Source organism: Methylobacterium sp. 10, from assembly GCF_000519085.1.
Lineage (GTDB): Bacteria > Pseudomonadota > Alphaproteobacteria > Rhizobiales > Beijerinckiaceae > Methylobacterium.
On record NZ_KI912577.1, the window covers coordinates 3,345,614 to 3,371,646 of the forward strand.

The window sequence follows — 26,033 nt, forward strand, 5'->3', positions numbered from 1 at the left end:
AGAGGTCCATCCCTCTAAATAAAGGCGGCAATGAACGCCTGCTTTTCGGAACGGGAAAGATAAGCGTCTACGGCAAGGTTGGGTCGAGACCAGCCGGTCCCCTCTACGACCGGGTCGGGTGGAATGTGGTCTGGCTGCTTCCGAATTTGAGGTATCAGTAAGCGGAAGGTCCATTCAATTGGTTCGCTTGCATAATGCGCTCGTCTTGTCGTTCTACAGCGCCCACCGATGGCGAGCGTTGTCGTGATGCAGCGGATATTCAGCGGCCCTCCCCGACGAAGGCGCGCGCCGTCGCGGTCATGCCGACCTCGAACGGCATTGCCTCCAAGCCGAAGCAACGGATGAGCTTGCCTCCAACGACGAGATGAGGGCGGTCCCAGCTGAAGCGGTCATCGACCACCTCCCGCGCCATACGGCATCGACCTCGCCCACGCGATCCGTCATCACCATACCGGCATTGCATCCGCCCGGGAAACATCATGCGACCGTACAAACGCCAGCCCTGTTCCGGACGTGGCGGTCGTCAACGCCCCTCGACCGACGGCACTTCTTTTGGGTCGGAAAGGCGACTGGCGAGGTTCTTTAGCTCCCGACGAAGGTCGACGAGGTCGCTGCCGTCAAGCCCGAGGCGGCAGGCGACGACCTGCTGCGCATCCGAGACATCGTTCTCCAACCGCCGACCTGCTTCGGTGAGGGCCACGAACACGACGCGGCGGTCGGTGCCGCGGGCACGGGTGACGAAACCGGCCGTCTCAAGCTTGTCGACGAGCGGGGTGACGGCATTGGACCCGAGGTGTAGGCGCTCGGCCAGGACGTGGACGGAAGAGGTGCCATCCTGCCAGAGCGCCAGCATCACCAGGTACTGCGGGTACGTCAGCCCCAGTTCGCCGAGCAGGGGTCTGTAAGCACGCACCACGGCATTAGTGGCAGCGTAGAGCGCGAAACAGATCTGGTCGTCCAACCGCAGTCTGGACCTCTTAGATACCATCCCTAAAACTCCGCTCAGGTCTGCCCAAAACTCCGCTCAGGTCTGGATGACACACGCGTGATGAACCCTGCCGAGGCGCGTCGGATTCGCATTATATCTCGGGCCGACCAGGGTGCCCGAACCATTGCCCACTCGGCGATACCCGACTCTAAGGTCCGTCAGCACGAAGATCCGATAAGGAGGAGCGCCGCTATGGCCGCGCCCGTGCCGAGGTTTCGCATCGTCATCTCCTCTATCAGCGCCCGGCACCGGGCTCGTGGATGGGGCATCTATTGAACTGCTGCCGGAACTCCGCGGAGTGCTTGTAGGGTGCGTTGCGGGCGCGGTTGATGTTGCCGAGCGGACGGTGCGCGGCGAGCCCGGTCCAGACGCCGAAGCGCATCTCCTCGTCGACTGCCTGGACGCGACCCGCCTCCCAACTGTCCTGAGGGCGGACGGTGATCAGGCCGACTCGCTGGAACGGCGCTTCCTCCTCGTCCCATTCGACCGTGGGATCCTCGACTGGCTGGCGTTCGAGGTCGCGGCAGAGCTGGACGCGGAACTCCCAGACGCCCTCGATCCCCTCCATCTCGGACTGGACCGTCTCACGGATTGCATTCGGCCGGCCCGAAGCGTCGATCTCGGTCCCGGTCAGCGCGGTCAGTCCCGGCGCAACGGGCGCCACCGAGAACTTGGCGATGTAATCGCCGTACCGGAACGGGGTGACGCTGTAGTAGGTCTCGCCGAGCGGATTGACATTCGGCGCACCACCGAGCGAGCCGAGGGTTGGGCTTTCGATCCCTACCGCCGTGAGCGCCTTGTTGACGCCGCGCAGGACAGTCGAGGCGACGACTTTCAGGCCTTCCGCCCTGTCGGTGGTGCCGGCGAGTAACTTGAGGCTTCCGAGAAATTTCTCTGCGGTCGGCGCCTGGAAGACCTTGCCGTTAACCATGATGAAGTTCTGGGTCGTGCCCTCGGCATCGGGCAAGCGCTCGCCATCGACGTTGAGGACCTTCAGCGCGAGCCCGCGCGGCAGAGACACGGCATCGGGGAGGATGTCGCCGGCGTTCGTCGAAAGCCGCATGATGACCTTGTGCTCGCCCGCCTTGGCGAAAAGCCCCTGCGCCAGCTCAAACGGCAGGCTTTCGTCGATCCTGAGGACACCCTCCAGGATGCCATGCGCCTTGGCGTGTACGGAGCGAACGGCGTGGCCGGAGTCCTGGGCGACCGTCTTCAGAATCGTGTCGAAGGTCTCGTTCAGCCCCTCGATGGTCCTACCCTCGTCGGGCTTCACGTCCTCGACGTCGGGGGTGTAGCGGACAGGTGCTCGCAAAGCGCAGACTCCAACTTTTTCCAATTCCGGATTGAACCTCCCCGGCCTTCCTCCGTTCCATCACGCGTGAACGAATTTTGGCGTGGCCGCCCGTCACGAGGGCATCTCGGCATCGTCCGCGAACCATTCGTGATTGGCCCGACCCGCCCGAAGCAAGGAGACAGGGACATGAACCTACAGGGACGGAAGATCGCCATCCTGATCGCTCCGCGGGGGACGGAGGAGCCGGAGTTCGTCAAGCCGCGAGACGCGGTAACGGAAGCCGGTGCCACGGTGACGGTGATCGGGATTGAGGCTGGGGAGGCCGAGACGGTCAATAACGACCTCGACCCGGCCGGGCGCTACGGCGTCGACACAACCATCGAGGGAGCCTCGGCCTCCGATTACGACGGGCTCGTCATTCCTGGCGGCACTGTCGGCGCCGACAAGCTTCGTGCGAACAAGGATGTGGTCGCGTTCGTCCGGGACTTCTTCGCCCAGGGCAAGCCGGTCGGCGTGATCTGCCACGGCCCGTGGACGCTGATCGAGGCGGATGTCGTGAAGGGTCGCAGGCTGACCTCGTTTGCGACGGTCGCGACGGACATCCGGAACGCCGGCGGCGAGTGGGTCGACGAGGAGGTCGTCACCGACCAGGGACTCGTCACGAGCCGTACCCCGAAGGACCTCCCCGCCTTCTGCGCGAAGATCGTCGAGGAGTTCGCCGAGGGCCGCCATCCGGACCAGGCCCGGAGCGTCTGAGCGGGTCACGCCCCATCCAGGAGACATCACATGGGACGCTTCTCGAACAAGGTGGTGCTGGTCACCGGCGCCGCATCCGGCATCGGCGAGGCCGCGGCGCGACGCTTCGGACAGGAAGGCGCCAGCCTGGTCCTCATCGATAAGAACGAGGAGGGCCTTCGGAAGGTAGCAGACGGGATCGAGGCGGTCGCCGTCCTGGCAGAGGTCGCCGATCTCTCGAATGCCAGCCAATGCGAAGCCTCGGTAAAAGCCGCCATTGACCGGTTCGGCCGCCTCGACGTGCTCGTGAACAATGCCGGCAAGGACCATCTCGGCAGGGTCGACGAGGGCGACATTGCCGACTTCTCGACGGTGATCGAGACCGACCTGTACGGCGTCTTCTACATGACCCGCTTCGCGCTGCCGCACCTCCGCGAGAGCCGCGGATGCATCGTCAACATTTCCTCGGTTTCTGGGCTCGGCGGCGACTGGAACCACAGTTTCTACTGTGCGGCCAAGGGCGCCGTGACCAACTTCACACGTGCCGTGGCGCTCGATGAGGCGAGGAACGGGGTACGCGTGAACGCGGTCAACCCGTCGCTCGTCTACACGCCGTTCACCGCCGGCATGCAGGACCAGCCCGAGCTCGTCGCGAAGTTCAACGAGCGCATCCCGATGGGGCGCGGCGCCAAGCCCGAGGACATCTCTGGCGTCATCGCGTTCCTGGCAAGCGAGGACGCCCATTTCGTGACCGGCGTTAATCTGCCAGTCGACGGTGGCCTGATGGCCTCGAACGGACAGCCGCCCCTGAGTTGATCTTGTGTCGTGTCGGTGGCCGGGAGTGAATCCCAAGCCCGTTGCGCTTTTCCACTCCTTACCCCCTTGCGAGGCAAACCATGACCTACCTGCGATACGCCCCCGACATCGAGACGCCCGGCCCGGATGAGCAGGAGACCATCGATGGCATCATCAAGGGGATGACCGAGCAATCGGAGACGGTCGAGGCCCGCGAGCACCATGCGGTGCGCGCCAGCCACGCAAAGAGTTCGGCCTGCGTCACCGGCGAGTTGACGATTGCCGCCGGCCTTCCCGCCGAACTGGCTCAAGGGCTCTTCGCCACTCCCGGCACCCATCCCGTGGCGGTCCGTTTCGCGCAGGGGCCAGGTGAGACCTTGGGCGACCGCGTATCGACCCACCGCGGCATGTCCATCAAGGTGTTCGACGTCCCCGGCGAGAAGCTGCCCGGTCATGCCGTCGACACCCAGGACTTCGTGCTCGCGACCGGCACAACGTTTCCCTCGGGCACAGCAGCCGGGTTCCTCCGGGACGGCACCGTCATCGGCAAGTCCACGGGACTGCCTGAAGGCATCAAGAGCGCCGTCTCATCGACGATGCGCAACCTCAACAAAGCGCTGCACGCCTTTGGGACGGAGAGCGCCCTCGCCGACTTCTTCGGCCATCCCTACAGCCATCCGCTGGCCGACAGTTACTTCAGCCAGGCTCCGGTCCGCTACGGCGACTATGTCGCCAAGCTCGGGGCCGTACCGGCGACGGAAGGCCAGCGTGCCCTGTCGGAGTGGCGCCTCGACCCGCATCAGGACGAGAACGGCTTCCGCCATGCTACGGTCGCCTTCTTCCGCGAGCATGAGGTGGTGTTCGAGGTGCGGGCCCAGCTCTGGGCGGATGCCGAGCGGCAGCCCATCGAGGACGCCTCGGTCGACTGGCCCGTCTCGATCAGCCCCTATCGCACGGTGGCGACGCTGCGCCTGCCGCGTCAGGACGCCTACACGCCGGACCGCGTTCGCTACTTCGACGAGGTGATGACCTTCCGTCCCGCCCACAGCCTCGCGGCTCACCGGCCGCTCGGCTCCGTGATGCGCGCCCGGCTCCAGGTATACCGAGCCTTGAGCGCCTTCCGCCACCGTGAGAACGGCGTGGCAGCGGAGGATACGGCGAGCATCGACCAGGTTCCGGCCTAGGCCCACCGGATCAACACGCCCTCCCGCACGGGCGACCAGACAGTTGTCGTCAACGCGGACAAGGATCGCCCAGAGGCGGATCGCGACGCGCTCGTGGCCCAACCGGTAAGGCACCCAACGTCGTCATGCACTCGAAGAGGCGGACATGAAGCATTCACTATCGCGCGCCGTCGTCGTCCAGCCCGGAGGCGGCTTCGAAAGGGTCGGGTTCGGGGAACGGGCGGTCCCGAAGCCGGGACCCGGCGAGATCACCGTCCGCCTACGCGCCAGCTCACTCAACTATCACGACTATGCCGTGGTCAGCGGCATGTGGGGCCCCTCGGAGGCCCGCGTGCCGATGTCCGACGGCGCCGGCGAGGTCGAGGCGGTGGGGCCGGGGACCAACGAGTTCGAGGTCGGCGACCGGGTGGTCAGCACGTTCTTCCCCACTTGGCTGGAGGGGGCGCCCGAGGTCGAGGGCTTCGCGACCGTGCCGGGCGACGGCATAGACGGCTATGCCCGTGAACGCGTCACCGCGCTGGCGACCGCGTTCACCCGGGCGCCCAGCGGCTGGGATCACGCCGAGGCGGCGACCCTAACTACGGCGGCGCTGACCGCGTGGCGGGCCCTGCACGCCGATGCCGGATTGAAGGGGGGTGACGTGGTCCTGGTACAGGGCACCGGCGGCGTCTCCCTGTTCGCGCTGCAGTTCGCGAAGGCCGCCGGCGCGACGGTGATCGCGACCTCGTCGAGCGGCGCAAAGCTAGAACGCCTGCGCGGGCTCGGGGCCGACCATGTCGTCAACTACCGGGAGGACGCGGCCTGGGGCGAGACGGCACGCCGCTTGACCGGCGGCCGGGGCGTAGACCACGTCCTCGACGTCGGCGGACCAGCGACGTTGGAACAGTCGATGGCGGCCGTGCGGGTCGGGGGCCATGTCTCCGTCATCGGCATCCTCACGGGCGTCGAGGGCCCGCTTCCGCTGGTCCCGGCGCTGGTCCGCCAAATCCGCCTGCAGGGCGTGCTCGTGGGCAGCCGGCGCCACCAGATCGAGATGATCCGCGCCATCAACGCCTGCGGCCTGAGGCCGGTGGTCGACAGCCGCTACCCGCTCGACGGGTTGGTCGATGCGTTCCGGTACCAAGAGAGCAACCGGCACTTCGGTAAGATCTGCATCGAGATCTGAACGCATCGGCGCAGGACCCGGCATGCCCAGGCAATTCCTTCGCGAACCGGAATCACCTGCATGCTGCTGTACGACCACCCGCTTTCGTCCTACGCCCAGAAGGTCAAGATCGCCCTGCGCGAGAAGGGCGTCCCGTTCGTTGCGCAGCTGCCGGACGGCTTCGGCACCGGCAGGGGCGACGGACCCTTCGCCGCCGTGAACCCGCGCACCGAGGTACCGGTGCTGATCGACGGCGACGCGTCGATCTTCGATTCGACAGTAATCCTGGAATACGTCGAGGAGCGCTGGCCGGAGCCACCGCTCCTGCCGCGCGAACCGGCCGCCCGGGCCCGTGCTCGGATGACCGAGGACGTGTGCGACACGCAGTACGAAGCGGTGAACTGGGGCTTCGGCGAAGTGCTTTGGTTCGGACGCGCCACCGGCGATCTCGCGGCACACTTGGGGGACGAGGCCGAACGGCAGACGCGCACGCTCCAGGCATGGCTGACCGGCCGCCTCGGCGGCGGCGACTGGTTCGGCGGGACGCGTTTCGGGTGGGCGGACGCTGCCGCCGCGCCGATGGTCAACCGCTCGGTCCATTACGGTCTCGGGCCGGAGGCGGGCAGCCCGCTCGCGGCCTGGCACGGCCGCTTGCGGGAACGCGCCTCGGTGGCTGAGACCTTCGCCGAGTTCGACGCAGCCGCCGCTGAGATGGTGAAGGCCTCCGACCTGTACACTACCGGTGGACGACGCCGTGAATACCGTGACCACCGTCTCGAATGGATGGTCAAGTCGGGCGGGGTAGAGGTCGTACTTGCGGGCCTTCGCGAAGGTAACATCCGCTTTCCCTGGCCATAGAACGAGCAGCGTCACCGGGTCGAACCACGGCATGGCTGGGGACGAGACACGTTAGCTCCCGGCCAGATCGGCCACTGCCGCAGAAATGGCGTGGAAACGCCTTCGCGAGCAGGCTGCTTCCGTCCGGGCGATGTACCGCAGCTTGCCACCCCCGGGCGGCCACGCCTCAGGCGTGCCGCCACGACAGGGATGCACTAGGCATCGGCCGCCCTAAGAAGAGCCCTATGCCCGACGTCCTGTCCTCGCCGACCGCGGCCCGCAACGCCGCCCCGATCGCCGAAATCCTCAAGCGCGTCCTCTCGCCCAGCGACCTCGCCCTCGAGATCGCGAGCGGATCGGACGAGCACGCCGTCCGATCCGCTCGTGCATTGCCCACAGTCCGCTCGGCATCGACTACGACGCAAGCCGGGAAATGACAGCATCACCGTGGTAACTATGTGGTTGCCAGCCGTTCTTCGAAAGCTAACAACCGGCGGCTAAGTCACTGTGATTGTTGTAGCGCGACACATAAATTTGAACAAGATTCCTTGGTTGCGGTCTGCGGTGACAGCCGAACCGCCAATCGATCTTGAACCTCTTGTCAGCTAATCCTGAACATAGGTTCGAATGCGCCAGCTAATCTTGAACATGCGCAGCCGTTGGATACGGCCCGTTGCAGGTTAGCGCAATCGCTTTGGGGGCTTTCCCTGGTTTTGCTGAGATTTGGGATGTGTCCAAGGCTCTAAGCTTGGTTCTTAAAAACAATTCTCAAATATAAAGATTTTCAATGTATCTGTTGAATGATTTTATATGTTAAACCTGTGCTCGTCACTTGTTGCTCGGGTCATTGCACCTTTGTTGCCTAAATGATCGCGCAATAACGATCACCTCAAGTGTCGTGTCGTCAAGTATCACTTGATCTCGATCTCGTTCGGGATGATGGCAGCGTTGCGCATAGGCAAGATTTTCAATCGATCGGTGGATTTCAGACCAAGCCACGCTGGGTGGGGCCATTGCGGATCGGCCGTGCATGGTGACGTGTTGAGACGCAGATGCGGTCTGAACAATCAACATCGTGCACGACGTGCGACGGTCTCCGGTGATGAGCCGAGCAGATGGTCTGTCGTTGGCTTTAAAAAGGCGGAAGATTGATTTGTGGGCCGATAGCCGGTCGCCCAGGGCGGTCCAGAACCGCGCCCATTCAGTTTGCTTCGTGATCGGATCCTCCCTGAGACCAAGCATACGAGTGACGTCTGCCTTGCGGACGAAGGCGGTGAGGCCTTTAACGTACTGAGAATCGATGCCATGGATGGCGACACCCAACGTGCGAAGGGTCCGTGTCGCAGAATAGGGAGAACAGCCGAGAGCGGTCGCATAAGCCGACGCGAGGGCGTACTCATCGGCAAAGGCTTGAAGAGAGGGTCGATCAACGCATTCTCTGGTGCTTCCTTTTTTGGATCGTATTGTTTGGATATATCCCCCATTGTTCAATGCATTCAAAGATGTCGGGCTGATACCGAGGACGGCGCGTGCATCGGCTCGCGTTAGACCGATATTTTTTTGGCTCAGCCTTTCGCGTCCTCCCTCCTGAAGAGCGCAGATTTTTTGGGTTCTTAGGTGTTCGACGACATCCTTACTGAAGATGAGATTGCGAAAACCTTGAGCGTAACAGCTGCGGCCAATGGGTTTGATCTGGCCTCGTTCTATTTTTGCTGCCAGGTCTCCACCGCTCAGTCCGGTTGCGCGTGAAAGAGCGGTGAATTCGACGTGACCGTGATCTTTGGCGTCTTTGATCTGAGGTAGATGGGCTGGAGCCAGCGTCGCGATGTCTGACGCTCGGAACCGGTCATATCGGTTTGTGGCTCCTCCATACCGGAAGAAGGGCCTCAGCACTCCTGTGCGTTCAAGGCTTCGGAGATCTTTCGCGGAAAGGCCGAGTTGCGCAGCGGTACTCTTGCGATCAAGCGCGGCATCGAATTCGCGCTGCATCGTTTCAACGTCGGAGCGCTGATACAGGAAGAAGCATCCACCGCCGACAGATCGTTCGATATGAAGGTAACGCGCAATGGTATCTATGACCTTTGGGCTGATGCCAAAACGCCGCCCGATCTCCTCGCGATGAAGGCAGGCGACATCGGTTCCAGTCACATCGAGCCGTTTCGTCTTCCTGCCGAATGTGCCCCGACGTTTGGCAACTGCGATGGCGGCGTCTTGGACGGCACTCATGATCCGTGATGTGCGCTCCCCGTCTACGAGCGCATTAAAGAGCCACCCGAACGATTGATGCAGCCCCCAGGCAACATTGGCGGGGCCGAGCCTTTCGCCGGCCTGCGCCGCGATGGACTCAAGAAGCGCCTCAACAGCCTCTGGACCGCCGAGAAGCGTCTGGAAGCCCTTCTCGACGACGGCACGACGCGTGACGCTGGCGCGACCAATTCGTGGAGCTTTTCGCGACCATCCGCCAACGGCCACGCGCCCGAGGAGGTCGACTGTCTCAATTGCGATACGGACTGGCACGCCTTCAAGCAAAGGAACCGTCCAGACGTCTATGACGCCGAGTTGACCGAGTAGCCAGGTTTCGAAGCTCTGCGACGGCTGATCGCGCCGCGGAAGTCGGCGTCCAATCGGCGTTCCGTCCGGGGTCTCCGCGAGGCTGGGATGTCGCCACGACAGACTGTCGTTGCCACCGCGGGCAGTCTCAATATCACAGCCGTGAAATGGGCAAACCGTGAAGGCCGTAAGGCCATGGTAGGTCCGGTAATGCGCACTCTCGGCGACACAGGCCGGGCAGTAGCGTGGATAGTCGCCGGACCAGTGCTTCCGTCGGACGGTGACGCTGAGAAGCTGCACGGTCTGCGGAGTGACGACTGGCGTCGCCGCCACCAAGTGGGCCATGCCTTTGATGGGTAGATGTCGGACGGCCTCCAGGCATTCTGCGGGGCGAAGCTCGCGTCCGTCGATCCCCATTTCCTGAGCGAATACGCGCGCGCTCGTCTGCAGATTCATGCCAACGAGCCTGGAGAAAAAGGCTGTCGCAGGTTCATGCGGCAGTGGCTCGGCCCAGCGCTGGAAGAAGTCCCGCTGTAGCGGCATATATGCGGCATCGACGGTCATGCCGATCTCCGGGGGCGTTTCTTCGTGAAGGTGTCTCGGGTGACCTGCGGTGGATGATGTTCGTCGTCTTCTTCGGGATTGTAGTCATTCGCCGTCAGGCGTGTGGCGGCGAGCCGATCTTGGAATGGAACGAAGCTCGATCCCGGCCGCATGCGCAGTTTGGCTGCGTAGACGAGGTGTGACTGCTCGATCCGGTCGGCCCGATCGTTCATGGCTTCGAAAGCAGCGGCTTTGACGTAGTTCATCACCCGGCCGACCAAGCCGCCTGAGATGTAATAGAAGTGCGCGGCCATTTCAGAATGGTTAAGGTCCGATTTCAGTTTGAATGGCAGGCGATTGTCGATCCCGTCCAGCAGAAGGCGAAAATGGTCTCGCTCTTCTGCCATAGACCAGTCATAGGCCTTCAAGATCATATACGGGAGGCTGCCTCGGCCTTCGATTTGCACGACGGCATTGAGGGTGTTCCATAGTTCGGCTCGCCCACCGCACAAAACGTTACAATGGGCGCTATCGATCATCTCTTGTACGAAGCTAAGTATCTTTTCAGCGTTGTGCTTGGTTGCTGAACTCAGCGCGTTATCAATGTCATCCATAATCACCAGTTCGACTTTGTGGTGAATCAAAGCGAGAACGATCCGGTCGATGTAAGCTGATGTTTTGATCTTCGGCGTCGATCGATAGCCGACATTCTTGCCGACGGTGTCGATCAGATCGAATGCGCCCATGCCCTTGCGGGCTTGGATGTAAATGACAGGCCGAATGGTTTCGTAGTCGCCCATGCTTGGTGGGTGCTCATCTGTGTAGTTTTTGAGGATCCATGTTTTCCCAGATCGCGAGGCTCCGAGAAGCGCCCCGAGTTGACCGGTCGCATGAGAAGCATCATCGACCGGGCGATGAAATCGCCGCACGAATGTGCTGAGGTCGTTGAACCTCGGATAGGGAACGAGCAGGCGGTCGATCATAGCCTTGCGCTCGTTGACCGGCAGCGCTGCAGCACGTCGACGGCTGATGTCATCGAGTTTCTTGTCGTGGAACGGCATAGGATCCGACATCAGATGTCCTCCCAGCCCTGATGACGCTCCTTGAGGGAATCAATGTCCGGTGCTTGATCCGGATCATCATTCACGATGATTGGTTCGCGGAACGTCGGTCGCTCGCTGGCTTTCGGGATGCCATCTGTAGACATCTGCATGCTGCTCACGCGCTCAGGATCTGCGGCCCGGCGGCGGCGGTTTGATTGCGTGGCCCGCTTGCTGCGTGTTTCGGCCTGGACGACACCGATAGGATTTTCGATATCCAACGGGGTCGAACTGACGACAGCACTTTCGATCTTCGTCTGAACTGTGCTCCGCACGCGCTTCGAGGCTTGACCGTTGAGAAAGCGCGCCATTTTCCGCGCGATATCGAGCTTGACGCGTTCTTCGCGTAGGGCCTCCACGGCTTTGACCATTTCGGCCCGCGTACGAAGCAAGCCGTCGATATCGGTGAACTGGCCCACCATCCGCGTATGCTGAGCTTGGATGACGCGGTGCTGGTGGAGCGTCAGTCCAGCCGCGTAATCCTGGCGGACGGCCGGCACGGGGATCCGCTGCTGCTGGTAGGGATCCAAGACCCAGATCATGCCGAGATTCTGGGGATCACGTGTGACGCGGTACTTCGACCCTCGGTGTGGCCTACGGCCTTTTTTGTGCTCGCCGTGCGCTCGGATCGCGAACAGCGCCTCGGACTGATACGTGATGCGATCCCACTCGATGCCGTATTGCTGGATGGTGCGTTCGTCGATGTCGCCGGCGAGTGCTGTAAAGGTGTCGGGATCTGGGAGTTGCTGGATTTTCACCGCCCCGATTTCGGCATTCCAAATCCGGGCTGGGATGTCCTTCATCGTCCGGAGAGGGCCAAGGCCTTCATGCGGACGCTGATGATAATCATCGACGATGTAGGCGACGAGGAACGCCTCGAACTCTCGGAGCGTTAAGGCGGGTTTGAGAAGGGCCTCCTCGTGGTCTTTGCGCTCCACAGGGTTCGACAGCGTGGTGCCTGGCATGATGTGGGCAACCTTGCGATTGAGGATTCCCAGAAGGCGCTCCTCAGCCCCTTTCATCCAGGGCGTGGCCGGCGGCAATTCGGCGGTCTCGAATTTCAGCTCCGCAGCCGCGTTGGCGATGTTCACCCCGAGAAAGTGCAACGCATTGTCGACGAACAGTCGCTTCCAGCGACCGTAGGCTGGCCAGTCATGCTTCAAGTTGGGAAAGGCTGACAAATCCTTGGGATACATCGCGTGCCGGACGCCTTCGAGGAAGGACGTGTAGCTCGGAGCCTCCCAGCCGATGCCATATCCCAAACAGTATCCAGTCCGGCGGCAGCGGAAGGCGATTACGTCAGGCCGACCGAAGACGAGATCGGATTCATCGTCAATAATTGGAAGGTCGAACGTCGTATGATCGGTCTCGACGTCTTCAAGAGGCAAATCCGGTCGAATAGTTTCGTAATATGAGGCATGCTTCCGATTGGCGTACCCCTCACCCTTCCGCCAAGCGTCTTTTGTCCAGGCGTCGATCTTGCGCATTTCGCGCTGGATTGTCCGAAGTGACGGAAGTTTGAAGTTGGTGTTGGGATAGGTCTCGTCTGCCCAAGCGTGCATTAGGCTCAAGACGTCTTCCGCTCCGCCTTTCGGGAGTTTGAGAACACGCGGTATGGTGTTTTTCAGTTCCTGCATCATCACGTCAGGCCAAGGCCTGATGCGGTTCCCACGACCGCGTTTTGGAATGATTGCCGCACGGCCAAGCCGGCCACCGTGCTCCAGCCAGAGTTTGTGAAGGCGGATGACGGTGGAGGTGCTGATCGGCTTGCCACTCGATCGCGCATTGACCTCAGCGACGATTGGATCGAGCTTTTGGCGGTTGATCTTGAGATGACCACCCTGGGCAATCAAAGCTTCGATGTAAGGCCAATGTCGCTCGACGTAGGCCCGTTCGGTCTCGGTAAGATCGAGATTGGTGGGCAGCGGCCCGCGTCGTTGGCCCGTGCTCTCGTCGATCACGTCCAGCCGGAACTCGCCTTCCATCGCGAGGAAGGCAATCTGCTGATCCGTCAGCATCACAATCGATCCGCTCGGGATCTCGTGGAAGACAAGCTGGCGCTGCGTAACGCCGTGGACCGAGTCTGCCGACGTGCCCGGGATCGCGCGTTCGTAGACGAGACGCCGCAAGGTATGCCCGAGAGGTGCGCCGATACTGACAAGATCGCCCTTGGCGAAGTCCCAACGAGGACCGGGCGCTCCAGGCGCGACGACAGAATGATGGTTGTGATGGAGCGTCATCAGCGGATCCCCCGATGAACGACGCTGCCGTCGTAAAATCGCTCGCTCATGTCGATTTCGACTTCACCGGCCATGGCGAGCTCCATCAGGGCTGAGAACGCGCGGTCCTCTGGAGGCTGCGGGATCAGGCCGGAGGCTGACCGCAGGCGTCCGATCGTGCTCGGCAGACCCAGCATGTCGATGGCGACGCGAACCGCGGTGATCGCGGGCCCATCCGTGACCATGGGCCGATGCATCATCATGATCGTCACGTTCGTGCGTCGCGGCTCGACGTGGATGTGCTCCTCGGTCAGAACCCGGAACGTTGCGCCGTGATCGCGGCGGTAGGCTTCACGGATGACGGGCTCGAGCTTGGCCCAAGCCGGATCCCTGCGCAGGAAGCTCCATTTGAAATCGACGATGACGACGGTGCGATCGATCGTGAGTACGGCGAGGTCCGGCACGTAGGTCCGGACGAGGACGCCGTCGTTTCCGGTGTCGAGGTGATACGTCAGGCGGTGGGGCTGCGGCGCGATACGCACATATCGCGGGTTCGTCTCGATGTGCGCGAGACCATCCTGCTCGAACAGAGATTCTGCGCGGATGGCGTCCCGGCTCCAGGTCTTACGAGATGAGAAAAACCCCGGACGCGAAATCCGCTTGGATTTACGCGCGATCTTCCGGACGGGTTTGCAGCCCGGAGCCAGGCCTAGGGAGGCGGGTTCGACATAGGAGCGCTCGCTCCACGACAACCTGGCTTCCTGTGGGAAACCCGCGTCAGGTTCGCGACCCTCTGAAGCCACGGATCGATTATCCAGCATGACAACATCATCCTCCGACCGGCCCGGTGTCGGGGCGGCGCGATTGATCGGGGTTGCTGCCGACATGTGTCGGCAGCAACGGCGTTGAGGATGAAGGCTGAGGATGCTGTGCAGAGAGCCGAGCCGGTCCAAATGGACAGAGCTCCGCCGTCGCGAGAGTGCCCTTGATCGAGCGCTCCAACTGTGAGAATCTGCATCAGCATTGGTGCGACATCACCGTTGTGACCACCGCTGGTGGTCACAACGGCTTGTCGATCGCTTGTTGTGCAGTTCGAACGGGCGTCCTCGACAGAAGACCGTTCGAACTGGTTCCGAACACCTTGCCTTCAGGAGCGCGTGTCTTCGGTCACGCGCTCCTTTTCGTTTTTGTCGGCTTTTGCTTGGTCCGGGTCACTACATGGACCGCTTCCTTGTGGCTTGAGGTGGGGCCTTGCGTCCCCTTACCTATTAGCTTGTCGGCCCGTCCCCCGGAGTCAATGGGTCGCAGGCAGTTTCAGTGATATTGCTAGATACGGCAAGGCTAAAACCCGGGAATACGTTTTGTGAAACCTAGGTTTTTTGTGAAATCGGCAAAAACATTTACTGCGTAACCTGATGGCTATAAAAGCCTGATCCGTAGGATTTGACTAGGGGTATTCTATAAATATAGAGGCGCTGATTGATCTTATTTATTTTTTCGTCTTTCACTTTACAAGAATAAAAATTTAGCATCATAGAGATCTTATTAAAAAATATTTGATTCTGCACCTTTGTCGCAGCGGGTCGTCTGCTAAGCACCTACATGCGGCGGTCAGAGAAGCGAATGAGCGCATCCATCTCTATGACCAGCGGCTCGATGAGGTCGGGGAAGCCGAGGCCATCCAGGAATTTGAGTTCCGCCTCAACCTGATCGCCAGGAACGTCACGGTGCCAGGCCCGGGGTTGCCCATCCTCGCCGACGTTCCAGCGGTATCCCCGTGCCTTCAAGCGGTCCTTCACCTCAAACGGTGCGCCCAGCGCCCAGATGCGTAAGGTCGGCTCGCGAGCGACTTCCAGAAGCTTCTGAAGCGTACCCTGTCCCGAGACCAGGAGCGGCCTCTCGAGGATTTCCAGGAGGGCGTAGCAGTCGTCCAAGGCGCGATGCCCTTCGAACCAAAAACCTTGTTGGACGCCGATGTAGAAAAGCTTCGTGCCTTCAACACCTTCAGCACTCCACGGGATTTGTGTTTGAGAGCATGCCCAAGGCTTGGTGACGAAGACGGGGCAGAGCCGCTCACAGAAACGTCGATCAAATCCCGCATTGTGGGCGATCACAATGTCCGCGGATGCGACGAAGCTGCGGATCTGATCATCCCTGATGCGCCGCCCAGCGACCATTTTGTTGGTAATCCCGGTCATGCGCGAAATCTCATGCGGGATCGGACGCGACGGCTCGCGAAAGCCGCTGAAGTCAGCCAACAGTCCCAGCACGGTACCACCTGGGGTGTAGGCAAACCGTACCATCCCGATCTCGATGATCTCATCGGTGTTGGGATTGAGGCCTGTCGTCTCGACGTCGACAATCAGGCCCGTCTTGATTTTGGACGGCAAGGGTCGGTCGTAAATCATTCTTCGTGCGAGCTTCCGGAGGACCCGGAATTCGGACGAGGAGCGCAGTGCGATGGCGTGTAATTCAGCCTCGAAGCGGTCCATAGGGCGCTCCACGAATCAGGACGGCCCGTAGCTCCACTAGGAATGTGTGGATCGCCTTCGGGCTTATGGTCCTAATGTATTATATGGAACAGACAGAGAACAAGCTCTTTTTTGACTTCGCCTGCAAAACGGATCGTTCGGAATTCGTGTGACAGGACAAAAGTCTCAGTCAACCGATTCTGCGGACTCGCTTTTTATGTGCGTGAGCGCGGCGTAAAAAATTTGTGAGGGCCAGCTTCGACCGGGTTGTGAACAGGCTGTGGATACACTGGTGACCCGGAAAGAAGCGGCGTCCGGTCGGAACACTGTCCCGAGTGACAGCGCTACAGATCCTTCATCCAGGAGAGTAGCCGGGAGGTGTGCTCTTCATTCGCGGCCGCTCCCGCTGTCCCGTCTACGGCGCTGGGATTCACTCCGTACTTTCGTCGAAACGCCCGGCTGAACACCCGCTCGTTCTGGAAGCCAGCGCTGAAGGCGAGTTGGGCGATCGTTGGCCGCCGGCTGCCTTGGGTGCTCGAGAGCACTTGCATCGCAAGGGCGAGCCGCTGGTTACGAATGTAGGCGTAAACGCCTCCCTCGGCCTCGAACAGCTTGTAGAGCGGGCTCCGCGACATGCCGAACCGGGCCATCAGCATCCCTACATCGACCTTCGACAGGTTCTCGTCGATGAACTGACGGATGGCGATGCCGGTGATCGCCGGGCCGTTGTAGGCGCTGTCGGTCTCAGACAGGAACAGCGCGTTGCACAGCGCGGTGGTCGCCGGAACGATGTGGTCCATCTGCGCGGTCGTCGCCGTCTTCAGGCAGGCGCTGATATTGCGTAAATGGTCGGCGAGCAGCTTCGTGATCGGACTGCTCGCGGAGGGGAGGATCTGCCCGTGCCAGGCCGAGAGATCGCCGCCGCCCTCGATCAGGCGACGGGGTACTGCGAGATTGAGGCCCGTCATTCCCTTGGTCTCCGATCGGATCGGCTGCGACAGGTCGAAGAGGACGAACGATTCCTGGGCGATCTCTCGTTCGTCACCGCCGGTCGAGATGTTGGTGCGGCCGGAGGTATAGAGGCGCAGCACGACGTGATCGATGTTCTGGGCCGCCACCAGGGTCGGCGTCCGTTGAATCGTCTGCGGCGACGCTTCGATCTCTCCGAACACCAAATGGTTCATGTGGTGGTAGCGGTGGAACGCGCTCGTAGGCACGACCGCGTCCGGATCAATCTCCGTGACGAAGAAGGAAGCGAGGCTGTCGATCCAAGCCCGGCGGCGCGCCTCGTCGTCCGCGATATGGTCGAAGCGGTGATCGATGATCATCGGCCCATCCACGCGGGGCTCGAGGCGGGACGTCGCTTTTGGTGTGGTCGAATGGGGACCGTCTCTGGTCCCAACTTCGATCCATTCAGATGGTGGGGGACCACATCCGGGCTGCGATCGCGCGTTCCTCGGGGCCCATCGCATCGGCATAGATCGCGGTCGTCGCGATGTCCGCGTGGCCGAGCCAGCGCTGCAGGAGATTGAGGGGCACGCCAGAACGCAGGGCGTGGACGCCGAAGCCGTGGCGCAGGCCCTTGGGCGACGCGGCAGTCGCGCCTACCCGTGCGGCGATCATCACGTCCTTCACCTGCCGCCAGGCTGTGCAGCGTGCGATCGGCCAGAGCCGGTCCTCTAGCAGTCCGTCGCTGTGGACCTGTCGGACGTGGGCCAGGAACGCGAGGGGCACCGGAACCTCGCGTACGATCCCGGGACGGCGCTTCTTCAGGCAATGCACCGAGACCATGCCACCCTCGACGTCGAGATCGGCCATGGTCAGGGTCAACGCCTCGGAGATCCGGCATCCTGTCCAGACCAGCATCAGGCAGAGCGTCTCGATCTCGGGGACGCTGGAGGCGGCCGAAGCGACGAAGCGCTCTCGCTCCTGCGCCGTGAGGTATTTCCGTCGTCCTCCGCCGGTGTAGAGCGAGGGAGGTGCGGTCGGCATCGCTCGAACCATCACGACGAATCCTGGAGCCGGCCAGAGGGCCGGAGCCGCTGGCGTGCTGAAACGCTGTTTCTGATTGTGTTGCATGCCCTGCCCAAGGCGATTTTCGCCTCCGGCCGGGCCAGCAACATTCCGGCAGGTAGGCAGCGCCCGTCCAATGATCAAGTCTGATACCGTATGTAAATCAGCGTCTTATACACAATCAGAAATTCTGTTTCACGAATCGCTGCTTATTGAGCGATTCGCAACACAATAATTCCCGCCCACCGATCTTTCGCGACTCTCGACCGCTTCGCTAGAAAGCCTCACAGTTACAACCCCGACGATAGGCCTCACTGCTCACCGGCACTATAAAGGACGCATCGTCCGTTGATCCATCGGATACGGCCGAGCTAATTAGTAAATTGTACAGGCGATTCGCTGAGTATCGCCATCAAGAAAAGACGCGGCGATCATACACCGAAGGCCGGGGCTTCGTCGCGCTCAACCCAGGCGTCCTCGACGGCTTTCGGAAGTCGCGTGAGCAGACTGGCTTCGTCGTCGGAAGGCAGATCGGCTACAATTATCAGGTCGGGGGCATCATCCTCGACGCAGACTTTGGCGATGCAATCGTGCTCATCAAATCGTAGACAGGCCGTCCAGCGGTCCTGTTGCGTTGTCCAGTGAGCATCCCCCAAACCGGTGATGGTTCATTCCTTTAGCTCTTCCTCGGCCAGCGAGATTCTTCCGTCGCAAATCATTGATCGTTTCGGCCCGCTGGTGCTTAACCGCTCCAGGTAAGACCCCGCTATAGTCTCGTCTGGCCTCCCTGTGCGGTTTCGTATGCCAAGCTGACTGCCTCCCGCCCAAGAAGGCCGCAAGTTGTACGACCATGTCGATCAATGCTTATCTCGTTGCCAATCCTGCAACCTCACTCCAAATCTCACGATCTTCCTGTGATGTCCGCTCCAGTAAGCCGGCAGGATTGATGATGTGGATGAACTCTCCACGTTTCCCCGAAGCATCCTTTCTATCAGTTCGGCGCAATCTACCAGATGCGGCAAGCTTCTCTTCAATACCAGGCCAAAGATCCGTCGAAAGATATCGTCCTGCAGGGTCTAATGGATCAATCTTGATATAGAACTGCCGCAGGAATACGCGGGTAATTCTTTCCAGAAGCTTTGTTGCCTCGTTTTCCAATGTGGATCCGTCTGAGACGACCCGATGTTTCGTAATCCAGTCCCCAATGCAATCGGGATCATACAGAACTGTTGCTTTCCCTGATTCATCAACCATCAAACTACTGGCCGCGGGGACGGTAGTCCCGAATACTGTCTGTTCGTTGACGACTAAAACCGATGCGGAGCACCTCTCGAACTTTAGCTCTGACAAATCTGTGTCTCGGCAATCAAATCGATTTATATCCACTTCAATCAAGCGATTACTGCTTGGAGTCCCGAAGAGGACCGCATCGCCAGCCTTGATTTGCTCAATTGTCAACTCTGATGAACTGACTGCGAGCGAGGTCAAAAGGATACTGGCTGCGTTTTCGCTGAGCCGCTCTGCTCCGACATCATTGCGCATCAAACTCAATAATCTCGATTGGAGCTTCTGAAGTTCCTTCTCAGGGAGGTCCAACATCTGCTCTCCAAATATCAGCAGAAGATCAGTTCCAAAATAACCTCGGCGAAGGAAGCGAGGTACTTTCCCAATTAAGATCTCTTTACTTAGCGCTCTTGCTAAAAAATGGTTCGATATCTCAGTATGGGGAAACCGACGAAATCCTTGTCGCGCATCGACATCCATCAAGGCAAAAGAGCCAGCTTTATGCCGAAGCTTTGCCAGATCTGCGGGGTCTTTCAAAGCGCGTTCGAATGTAACGTCGACAGCCAGCTGTAAGAATAGCAAGTCAACAGACTCTGTCTCCGCTTCGGCCATTTCGAGCGCTATGAGCTCAAACAATTCCCAAAGAAGATCAGCTGCGGTAGACTCATCCATGTTAATACGTTGGGTGATAAGCTTCGCTTCTCGTTGCAGAAAGCTTCTTACAAGGAAGTCACGCGGGCTTACGAGTTCTCCCAAGACAGAATTGATTCCACCCAGAGGCGCGACTGTGCTCAGGAAATACGGTCTTAAAGCGTATGAACCGGGCTTGAGAAGCTCGGACGCCTCGCTCGAATTTAAATCGTCCGCGGACCAGCCAACTTGCGTAAGCCAATTTTTAGCAGTAGCCGGCGAAATAGGCGCTAAGCTAGCGTGCTTAAGCCCTACCTTTCCGCTAAGGTCATGCAGTCGTTCGGAAAATTTGGTCAAATCAAAGAAGGTGTCGCGCCCAGCTAGAATTATTGGACCACCAGCATCCACCTCGATTAGGAAATCGCGTAGCACTGACCATGTGTCTGCATAGCCATCCGCGTCGACAAGCTCGTCGAACCCGTCAATAGCAATTTGTAAGACGCCATGGCGAACCAACGCAGGCACTTGATCATAGGAGAATTTACCGCGCACGAGCTGAATGGAGAGTGCAATTAGCTCATCTAGGCTGGCAAGTCGTCGCCCTCGGTTTGCAACATGCAAAACCGGTGGGTCATTGCTATCCCTGCCGTACTTATCAGCTCGCGACAAAACAAGATGAGATATTAAGCTTGTTTTTCCGACCCCGGCCGAACCGTCTAAAAGCAGTAATTGTATAGGTTTCCCGTTTGCGTCACTCTCTCGCAGGCTTGCCGCTTGCCGAAACTTGCTGATTGTTAAGCGATCGCCATCGATAAATCCTTCCGGCTCGATAAATACCCCGACAATTTGTGAGTTTAGCATTCGCCGTTGATTATCGGCGATGACTTGGATATTTGAGAAATTTTTTGAGGCTAGCAGCGACCTCATATTAGGAAATTCGCTGACGATTGGATCTCCGGCTTGCAAAATCTGTAGTCGTACGCGGCCGGACTCGGTATTATAGGTAATCGTGTTGCCTTCTCCATCACGGGTCAGTAACACGCGGATGATTTGTTCGTTCGCTAGAACCTCAACGTCCGTCGCGGGATCTGCAAACGGACGAAGGTCGCGCTCGAGTGATTCAGGCGAAATCATCTAAGAAATCTCCAATTTAGAGACGATCCGACTCGTATCCAGATAGCTGCTTCCGTGATCAGGACGGTACATATGAATGCTGGTGCCCCAAGCCTCTGCCACAAATATCCCAGGAAGGAGGTCGTCGTCGTTACCATAAATAATGTGTATGTCGTCGCGTGCACTTCGTGCCGATTGAAGAAGGTCGCAGACAAGGCTTGTGTCGACCATTTTCTGCTCAATGAACTTGCTGCCTTCTGGGTCCTCTCGATACCTCAGGCTGTCGTACAACGGCATTCGTTTGCCTCCGATGAGCATCGACGTCGCAATTTCTACGTCAATGCCGAAGGAAACGTTCTTTATAGCGTTCGTACTTGCTCCTCCAAGGTACTCAGAGACGGCTCGATAGTCGAAGGTCCGTGTCTTCCCGCTGTACCAACCATGGTAGAGTCGCCAACGCACCCGGAAGAGAGATTTGGCGTCCAAGGCAGTTAGGTGACGCGCTACGATCTCCTGAAGCACAGAGAAAACCTGCTCAATTTCCCGTGCAGCACGTTTAAGATCGGGTGTTTGCATGCGGCGTGCCGGAGCAACGCGACGTGCGGTATCCCAGTCGAGAAAAACGATGGCTCTACGGACAGAGACCATTTTCAGCCTCCAACCCTAGTTGTGCACCATCTGATAGGGTGATGCGAACGCTGGCTTAACCACATTCCATCGTCTCCTGCTGGAGGCTAAGGCGTGCGGGAGAAATCACCCCCCGTCTAGTCTCAACGAGACGCTTTTACGGCGTGGCCGCTTTTTCGCCAGTTGCCACCGCGGGTCTCGGAGGCAAATCGGACTTGTGGGCTGGCGCGCGCCTTTCGTGCATGGGCGTCCGATTGTGCCGGGGGCCGCGACGGGGCACGATCGTAAAGGGCCGCGTCCAGCCGCAGGCGGGGTAATAGGCTGCGGCGCACCGCGTCGAGGAACCTGCGGGCCGAGAAGCCGCCTTCGCCTACCAGCACGTCGTCGCGCTCCGACACCTAGCGGCGCGCTGAAGAGCGAGTTAGCGGCAGACGTCGACCAGGGGCTTCTGTCGACGACTCTGCTCGCGGCAGGCGCGCTCGGATGGCACCAGCGCGGTCAGGAACGGCAGCGCTCAGACCCACCCGCCATGGGATCGGCTTAAGCAGCATCATGCTCATCCGGCGCAGACCGCTGGCCTTGACGAAGTGGCCGTCTGAGGACCACACCGGATCGCGGCAGATGCCGCTCGCCCGAATGCGCCGCCCCGAGCGCCGCTCGATCGTGTCATTGAGCCCGTGTACTGCGGAGCCGCGTGGGGCGCGGTTGAGGATGCGGCGGACGTTCCCCAACCGACGCACGTGCGCTCGGCCCATGATCCGCAGCACACTGGCCACCGTGCGGGGGTGAGGATCGCACCGACCAGCAGCACCTACGCGTGCCGCCAGGAACGGTGAACGAACAGCAACGCGAGGATGAGCCCGGAAGCCGGTCGGCTAAGTGGACATGGTGGTGGTGTCTTTTGGCGGGGACACCACCAACCTAACTAGCACGCCGGCTTCGGCACCCCGCCCCGACCAACAGTCCACTCAAATGGCCAAGGTTGACTGTCGACGAACGTCAAGCTGCAACTGGTGTTGATCGGCCAAAGCGACTGTCAAACGCGGCTACACTCTTTTCGAGCAACTCGCGATCCTGTCGTTCAAGTACGGCTATTAATCGACGCCCGACCCATTCAGCCACTGGAGGTGAAACAGAATTGCCCACCGCATGGTATCGCAAGCTATCGATCCGCTCGGAGTCTGCCATGCTTCTGTTTGCTGGAAGCGTCCAATCGGCAGGAAAGCCTTGAACTCGCTCGACCTCGTTCGCCGTAAATCGACGGACGCGACCGTCCGGGTACCAGACGTAGTTGCGGCTCCAATCCGTCCCTGTATGCCGCGCGCTTTCAGCGTAAATGCAGTGTGCGATAGATTTTACGAGGGGACCTTTGCTAGGATCTCCAAGGATTTTCTGAAAGAGGGAGGTAGGTTCCTCCCCATCCGGTCTACCCTTCGAAGAATTCCAACCGCCGCATTGTGGCTCAAAAAGTACTTCTCCGGGACCTCTTGGGTCTCGATGCATGGCAACAATGTAGACGCGACGACGCTGCTGGGGGATTCCGAAGTCTTTACTGTTAAGCACACGCCACGCCACGCCGTACCCGAGTTCATCCAGCGCCTGGAGTACGACGGTGAAGTCACGTCCTCCGTGACTAGAGAGAAGGCCGTGCACGTTTTCGAGGATAATTGCTCGTGGAGTACGTGCTCCAACGAGGCGCATGAAGTCGTGAAAGAGTCCAGATTGGACCCCTCGAAGCCCTGATCTCGGCCCCATGCGCGCAAGCGAGAGGTCCTGACAGGGGAATCCTGCTGCCCAAACGTCAGCTTCAGGGATTTTTGTGTCATCGAGGGTACGAATGTCCTCGTCTAGCGGGATGCCAGGCCAATGCTGCCTGAGAAGCTCTCTGCAGAACGGCTTCGCCTCGCATTGGAACCGCACGTCGAAGCCGGCAAGTTCCAAACCAAGGTCCAGCCCGCCGATGCCCGAGAAGAATGAAGCCACAGCGTGCAAGTGGGGCGGCTCCGATGTGCGGCCAAAAGGTGAACAAGAAGCCTGGACCGTATGCGGTCCGAGATTGGTTCGTCAATCCTTCGAGGGGCATCGCAATGCGGAAAACGGTTGGTAAGATACCTACGCGAATCAAATGAGAGGTTTCTGGTAAATGCCAACCTGTTCGGTACGGTGGCGACCATCGGGCGGTCGCGGAGAATTTGAGTATGTTCCCGGCGACAGCCTGACTGACCGCGATGTGAGAGTCTATTTCGAGGCGCTGGGCCTTACCATTGACGCCGAAGTTGTTGGGCGAAAAGAGGAAGCGCAGGGCAAGCCCCGCCTTCGCAAGCACGAGCCGAACAACAGGAAGAAGTTCCATCTCCCCCAGCTTGTTCTCGCGGTTGCCCGCTTTCCCGAATTCGCCCGTCAGGATCTGGCACATAGTGTAGAGTTTCCCCTGGAGAATAAAGCGTTCGTAATGGACGCTATGGAATTTGATATTATCGAGGAGGATGAGGAGACGGTGATTCTTGCTCCCCTCTACATGTCCATTTTACATTCCGACGTTCGGCTTAACCTCAATGATCGACTACGTGCCGTCGCGGAGGATTTCAAATCCGTTGCGAGCATCCGCGCACGGCATCCAGATCTTGCCGACGCCGTTGAGGAGCACGAGCGATGCGTCCGGGCTGGCGTCAATGATGTTAGCATCAGGACATCTGCCGATATCGTTATCGCGCTGCAGGCCGATATCTTCGGTAAGACAAACGCCGGATCCACCGTCGAAGTTGAAAAGTTCGAGGCGCTTCCGCCGTCTGAGTTCGAAGATATCCTTGCCGGCAAAGAAGGCAGGCTTCTCACTCGGATGCACTCGTACAAAGAGCGGGATCGAGAGCTAACTTTGAAAGCTAAGCAGTACTACAAAAGCAAAGCCGGAGGCAGGCTTAAATGCGTTGCCTGCAGCCTCGATCCGATTGCGGTTTATGGTCCCGAGGGAGAGCGTTGTATTCATGCTCACCACACGACTCCTATTGAAGAACTTCAGCCCGACAGCATCACAACTGTTCACCAATTGGCTATGGTGTGTGCCTCCTGTCATATGATTATCCATAGCAGGAAACCATGCTTGAGCATTGAAGAGATTCAATCGCTTCTGGAATCCGCCAAGGCAGCATGACTGACCATTTGTCCCAAGAGCGGCGCAGCGAGAACATGCGCCGCATCAGATCGAAGGACACGCGGCCGGAAATGTTAGTTCGGCGGACGGCCCATGGGCTCGGCTACCGATTCAAGCTTCACGACGAGAGCCTGCCCGGAAAGCCGGACCTCGTATTTCCCAAGCGTAAAGCCGTCATATTCGTGCATGGGTGCTTTTGGCACGCTCACGATTGCAAGAAAGGCAGGCGGGTTCCAAAGTCGAATTTGGAATATTGGAATAAGAAGAGGGATCGGAATAAAATACGAGATGACTGTGCATCCGCAGATCTGAAGAATTGGGGATGGCGTGTCATGCAAATCTGGGAGTGCGAAACTAAAGACGTGACGCTTATGATTGACAGGATCAGGAATTTTCTGAACTTCGGTGAGGCCAAAGACGTAAATGCGTACGAGCCAAATTTCGAAGTATCCAGCATCCCATAAATTCGATATAATTTGATTTTTCAAGAGTATCGTCTGATTGATTTGGATCGGCGGTATCCGGATGCCCAGCGATGGTGATGAGACTTCGCAGGCCGGCAATTATCGCATAGTTGATCCACGGCCCGAGCGTTGCCTCTGACCGGCAGAGGAACTGCGCTAGCAGTTGCGTCCGGAGCCGTACCACGGCGTCCGGCACCGCCGGCGCGACACGATCAATCACGATCCGATTGCAGGCCTGTCAGGCATTCAAGGGCCAAATCGGCGCGCATTCAGAACCCCGCGGACAGATCTGAACCCTAATCCCGTTCGCTTCCGATGAAAGATCCCCACCACCAGGATCAGCGGCGTCGTACCCCCGGCCAAGCCAAATTGGTGATGTGGTTCTGTCACGGTAGCCCCCACGACCAGATCCAGGTCGAGGCCGGCGGTCTCGGCGATCCGCGCGAGACACCGCGTGTCCTCGCCACGATCTAGATCGCGGTTTCAGATCGCCAGCTCCGGCCACTAAAGAGCCGCGAACACGGTCAGTCTGAAGCGGGGCTGCATCCCGTGTCGCTTGGGATGGGGATTTAACGATTCGTCATCATGCAGGACGAAGCGCGGGGGGCCAGCGTACCACGGCCCTACGGATCCAAGCGCGGCGCTATTTTTCGCGCGGCAGATTGGCGACCAACAGGATCATGTTGACGTCGATCTGCTCGTTACCAGTACGGAATGCGACCTTTGCAGCGCGTTGGAGCAGTTTCACCACCTGGCCGACGGGTCCCGTCTCCGACCGTGGGCAACGGGATCAGCAGTTCGCATTCGGACAGACTCCGGAGGTCTTGGCCAACGATAATAGGCGCTCATAGGCGGCGACAAAGCCCCGGAAGTCGCGATCAACGTTTCAGC

The 26,033-nt window shown here is 59.7% G+C and carries 20 protein-coding genes; 9 read left to right on the forward strand and 11 right to left on the reverse strand.

Annotated features, from left to right (window positions below; all coding sequences use genetic code 11):
* Nucleotides 1-523: 523 nt before the first annotated feature.
* Together K368_RS0115660 and K368_RS0115665 are read right to left on the reverse strand one after the other, a co-directional pair.
* Nucleotides 524-961, reverse strand: a complete 438-nt coding sequence (locus K368_RS0115660) for a MarR family transcriptional regulator (RefSeq protein WP_348625538.1) — start codon at nt 959-961, stop codon at nt 524-526.
* A gap of 262 nt (nt 962-1,223) precedes the next feature.
* Nucleotides 1,224-2,300: a catalase family protein gene (locus tag K368_RS0115665; RefSeq protein WP_027173154.1), complete on the reverse strand. Its 1,077-nt coding sequence runs from the start codon at nt 2,298-2,300 to the stop codon at nt 1,224-1,226.
* Nucleotides 2,301-2,468: 168 nt separating this feature from the next.
* Between K368_RS0115665 and K368_RS0115670 the strand changes: the two genes are divergently transcribed.
* The 6 genes from K368_RS0115670 to K368_RS24770 all read left to right on the forward strand — a co-directional run bounded on the left by K368_RS0115670 (nt 2,469) and on the right by K368_RS24770 (nt 7,414).
* Nucleotides 2,469-3,038 (forward strand): type 1 glutamine amidotransferase domain-containing protein, encoded by a 570-nt coding sequence (locus tag K368_RS0115670; protein WP_027173155.1) that lies wholly within the window; start codon nt 2,469-2,471, stop codon nt 3,036-3,038.
* Between the two features lie 30 nt (nt 3,039-3,068).
* On the forward strand, nt 3,069-3,833 hold the full coding sequence (locus tag K368_RS0115675) for an SDR family oxidoreductase (RefSeq protein ID WP_027173156.1): 765 nt from the start codon (nt 3,069-3,071) through the stop codon (nt 3,831-3,833).
* Between the two features lie 80 nt (nt 3,834-3,913).
* Complete coding sequence (locus tag K368_RS0115680) at nt 3,914-4,996, forward strand: catalase family protein (RefSeq protein WP_027173157.1); 1,083 nt, start codon at nt 3,914-3,916, stop codon at nt 4,994-4,996.
* A 145-nt stretch (nt 4,997-5,141) separates the two neighbouring features.
* Complete coding sequence (locus K368_RS0115685) at nt 5,142-6,161, forward strand: NAD(P)-dependent alcohol dehydrogenase (RefSeq protein ID WP_027173158.1); 1,020 nt, start codon at nt 5,142-5,144, stop codon at nt 6,159-6,161.
* A 60-nt stretch (nt 6,162-6,221) separates the two neighbouring features.
* Entirely contained in the window at nt 6,222-6,998 is a 777-nt protein-coding gene (locus K368_RS0115690; protein WP_027173159.1) for a glutathione S-transferase family protein, read from the forward strand.
* A gap of 224 nt (nt 6,999-7,222) precedes the next feature.
* Nucleotides 7,223-7,414 carry a DUF938 domain-containing protein gene (locus K368_RS24770; protein WP_027173160.1) on the forward strand — a complete coding sequence of 64 codons (192 nt, stop codon included), beginning with the start codon at nt 7,223-7,225 and terminating at the stop codon, nt 7,412-7,414.
* Between the two features lie 391 nt (nt 7,415-7,805).
* Here K368_RS24770 and K368_RS26095 read toward each other — a convergent pair whose 3' ends face one another.
* From K368_RS26095 to K368_RS0115765, 9 genes are all read right to left on the reverse strand, one after another.
* On the reverse strand, nt 7,806-10,091 hold the full coding sequence (locus tag K368_RS26095) for a TniQ family protein (RefSeq protein ID WP_081739587.1): 2,286 nt from the start codon (nt 10,089-10,091) through the stop codon (nt 7,806-7,808).
* Nucleotides 10,088-11,143 (reverse strand): TniB family NTP-binding protein, encoded by a 1,056-nt coding sequence (locus K368_RS0115715; protein WP_027173163.1) that lies wholly within the window; start codon nt 11,141-11,143, stop codon nt 10,088-10,090. The genes K368_RS26095 and K368_RS0115715 overlap by 4 nt, the downstream gene beginning before the upstream one ends.
* Entirely contained in the window at nt 11,143-13,410 is a 2,268-nt protein-coding gene (locus tag K368_RS0115720; RefSeq protein ID WP_027173164.1) for a Mu transposase C-terminal domain-containing protein, read from the reverse strand. The genes K368_RS0115715 and K368_RS0115720 overlap by 1 nt, the downstream gene beginning before the upstream one ends.
* Nucleotides 13,410-14,276 carry a hypothetical protein gene (locus tag K368_RS25615; protein ID WP_155935167.1) on the reverse strand — a complete coding sequence of 289 codons (867 nt, stop codon included), beginning with the start codon at nt 14,274-14,276 and terminating at the stop codon, nt 13,410-13,412. Before K368_RS25615 ends, K368_RS0115720 begins: the two co-directional genes overlap by 1 nt.
* Nucleotides 14,277-14,987: 711 nt before the next feature.
* Nucleotides 14,988-15,881, reverse strand: coding sequence for a 3'-5' exonuclease (locus K368_RS0115730; protein ID WP_027173166.1), 894 nt, complete (start codon nt 15,879-15,881; stop codon nt 14,988-14,990).
* 323 nt (nt 15,882-16,204) lie between these two features.
* Nucleotides 16,205-17,188, reverse strand: a complete 984-nt coding sequence (locus K368_RS0115740) for an AraC family transcriptional regulator (RefSeq protein WP_027173167.1) — start codon at nt 17,186-17,188, stop codon at nt 16,205-16,207.
* An 85-nt stretch (nt 17,189-17,273) separates the two neighbouring features.
* Nucleotides 17,274-17,852: a tyrosine-type recombinase/integrase gene (locus K368_RS0115745; RefSeq protein ID WP_245259589.1), complete on the reverse strand. Its 579-nt coding sequence runs from the start codon at nt 17,850-17,852 to the stop codon at nt 17,274-17,276.
* A gap of 885 nt (nt 17,853-18,737) precedes the next feature.
* The gene (locus tag K368_RS26715) at nt 18,738-20,921 is read right to left on the reverse strand and encodes a hypothetical protein (RefSeq protein ID WP_155935169.1); all 2,184 of its coding nucleotides are present in this window, start codon (nt 20,919-20,921) and stop codon (nt 18,738-18,740) included.
* Nucleotides 20,922-21,548, reverse strand: a complete 627-nt coding sequence (locus tag K368_RS0115765; protein WP_155935171.1) for a hypothetical protein — start codon at nt 21,546-21,548, stop codon at nt 20,922-20,924. It abuts the gene before it with no gap.
* A gap of 1,206 nt (nt 21,549-22,754) precedes the next feature.
* Here K368_RS0115765 and K368_RS27365 point away from each other — a divergent pair.
* From K368_RS27365 to vsr, 3 genes are all read left to right on the forward strand, one after another.
* Complete coding sequence (locus K368_RS27365; protein WP_245259590.1) at nt 22,755-23,270, forward strand: hypothetical protein; 516 nt, start codon at nt 22,755-22,757, stop codon at nt 23,268-23,270.
* A 400-nt stretch (nt 23,271-23,670) separates the two neighbouring features.
* A complete protein-coding gene (locus K368_RS25625) occupies nt 23,671-24,678 on the forward strand; it encodes a hypothetical protein (RefSeq protein ID WP_155935173.1) in 1,008 nt (335 codons plus the stop codon).
* Nucleotides 24,675-25,142 carry a DNA mismatch endonuclease Vsr gene (gene vsr / locus K368_RS26110; protein ID WP_081739591.1) on the forward strand — a complete coding sequence of 156 codons (468 nt, stop codon included), beginning with the start codon at nt 24,675-24,677 and terminating at the stop codon, nt 25,140-25,142. The genes K368_RS25625 and vsr overlap by 4 nt, the downstream gene beginning before the upstream one ends.
* The last annotated feature ends 891 nt before the right edge of the window (nt 25,143-26,033 follow it).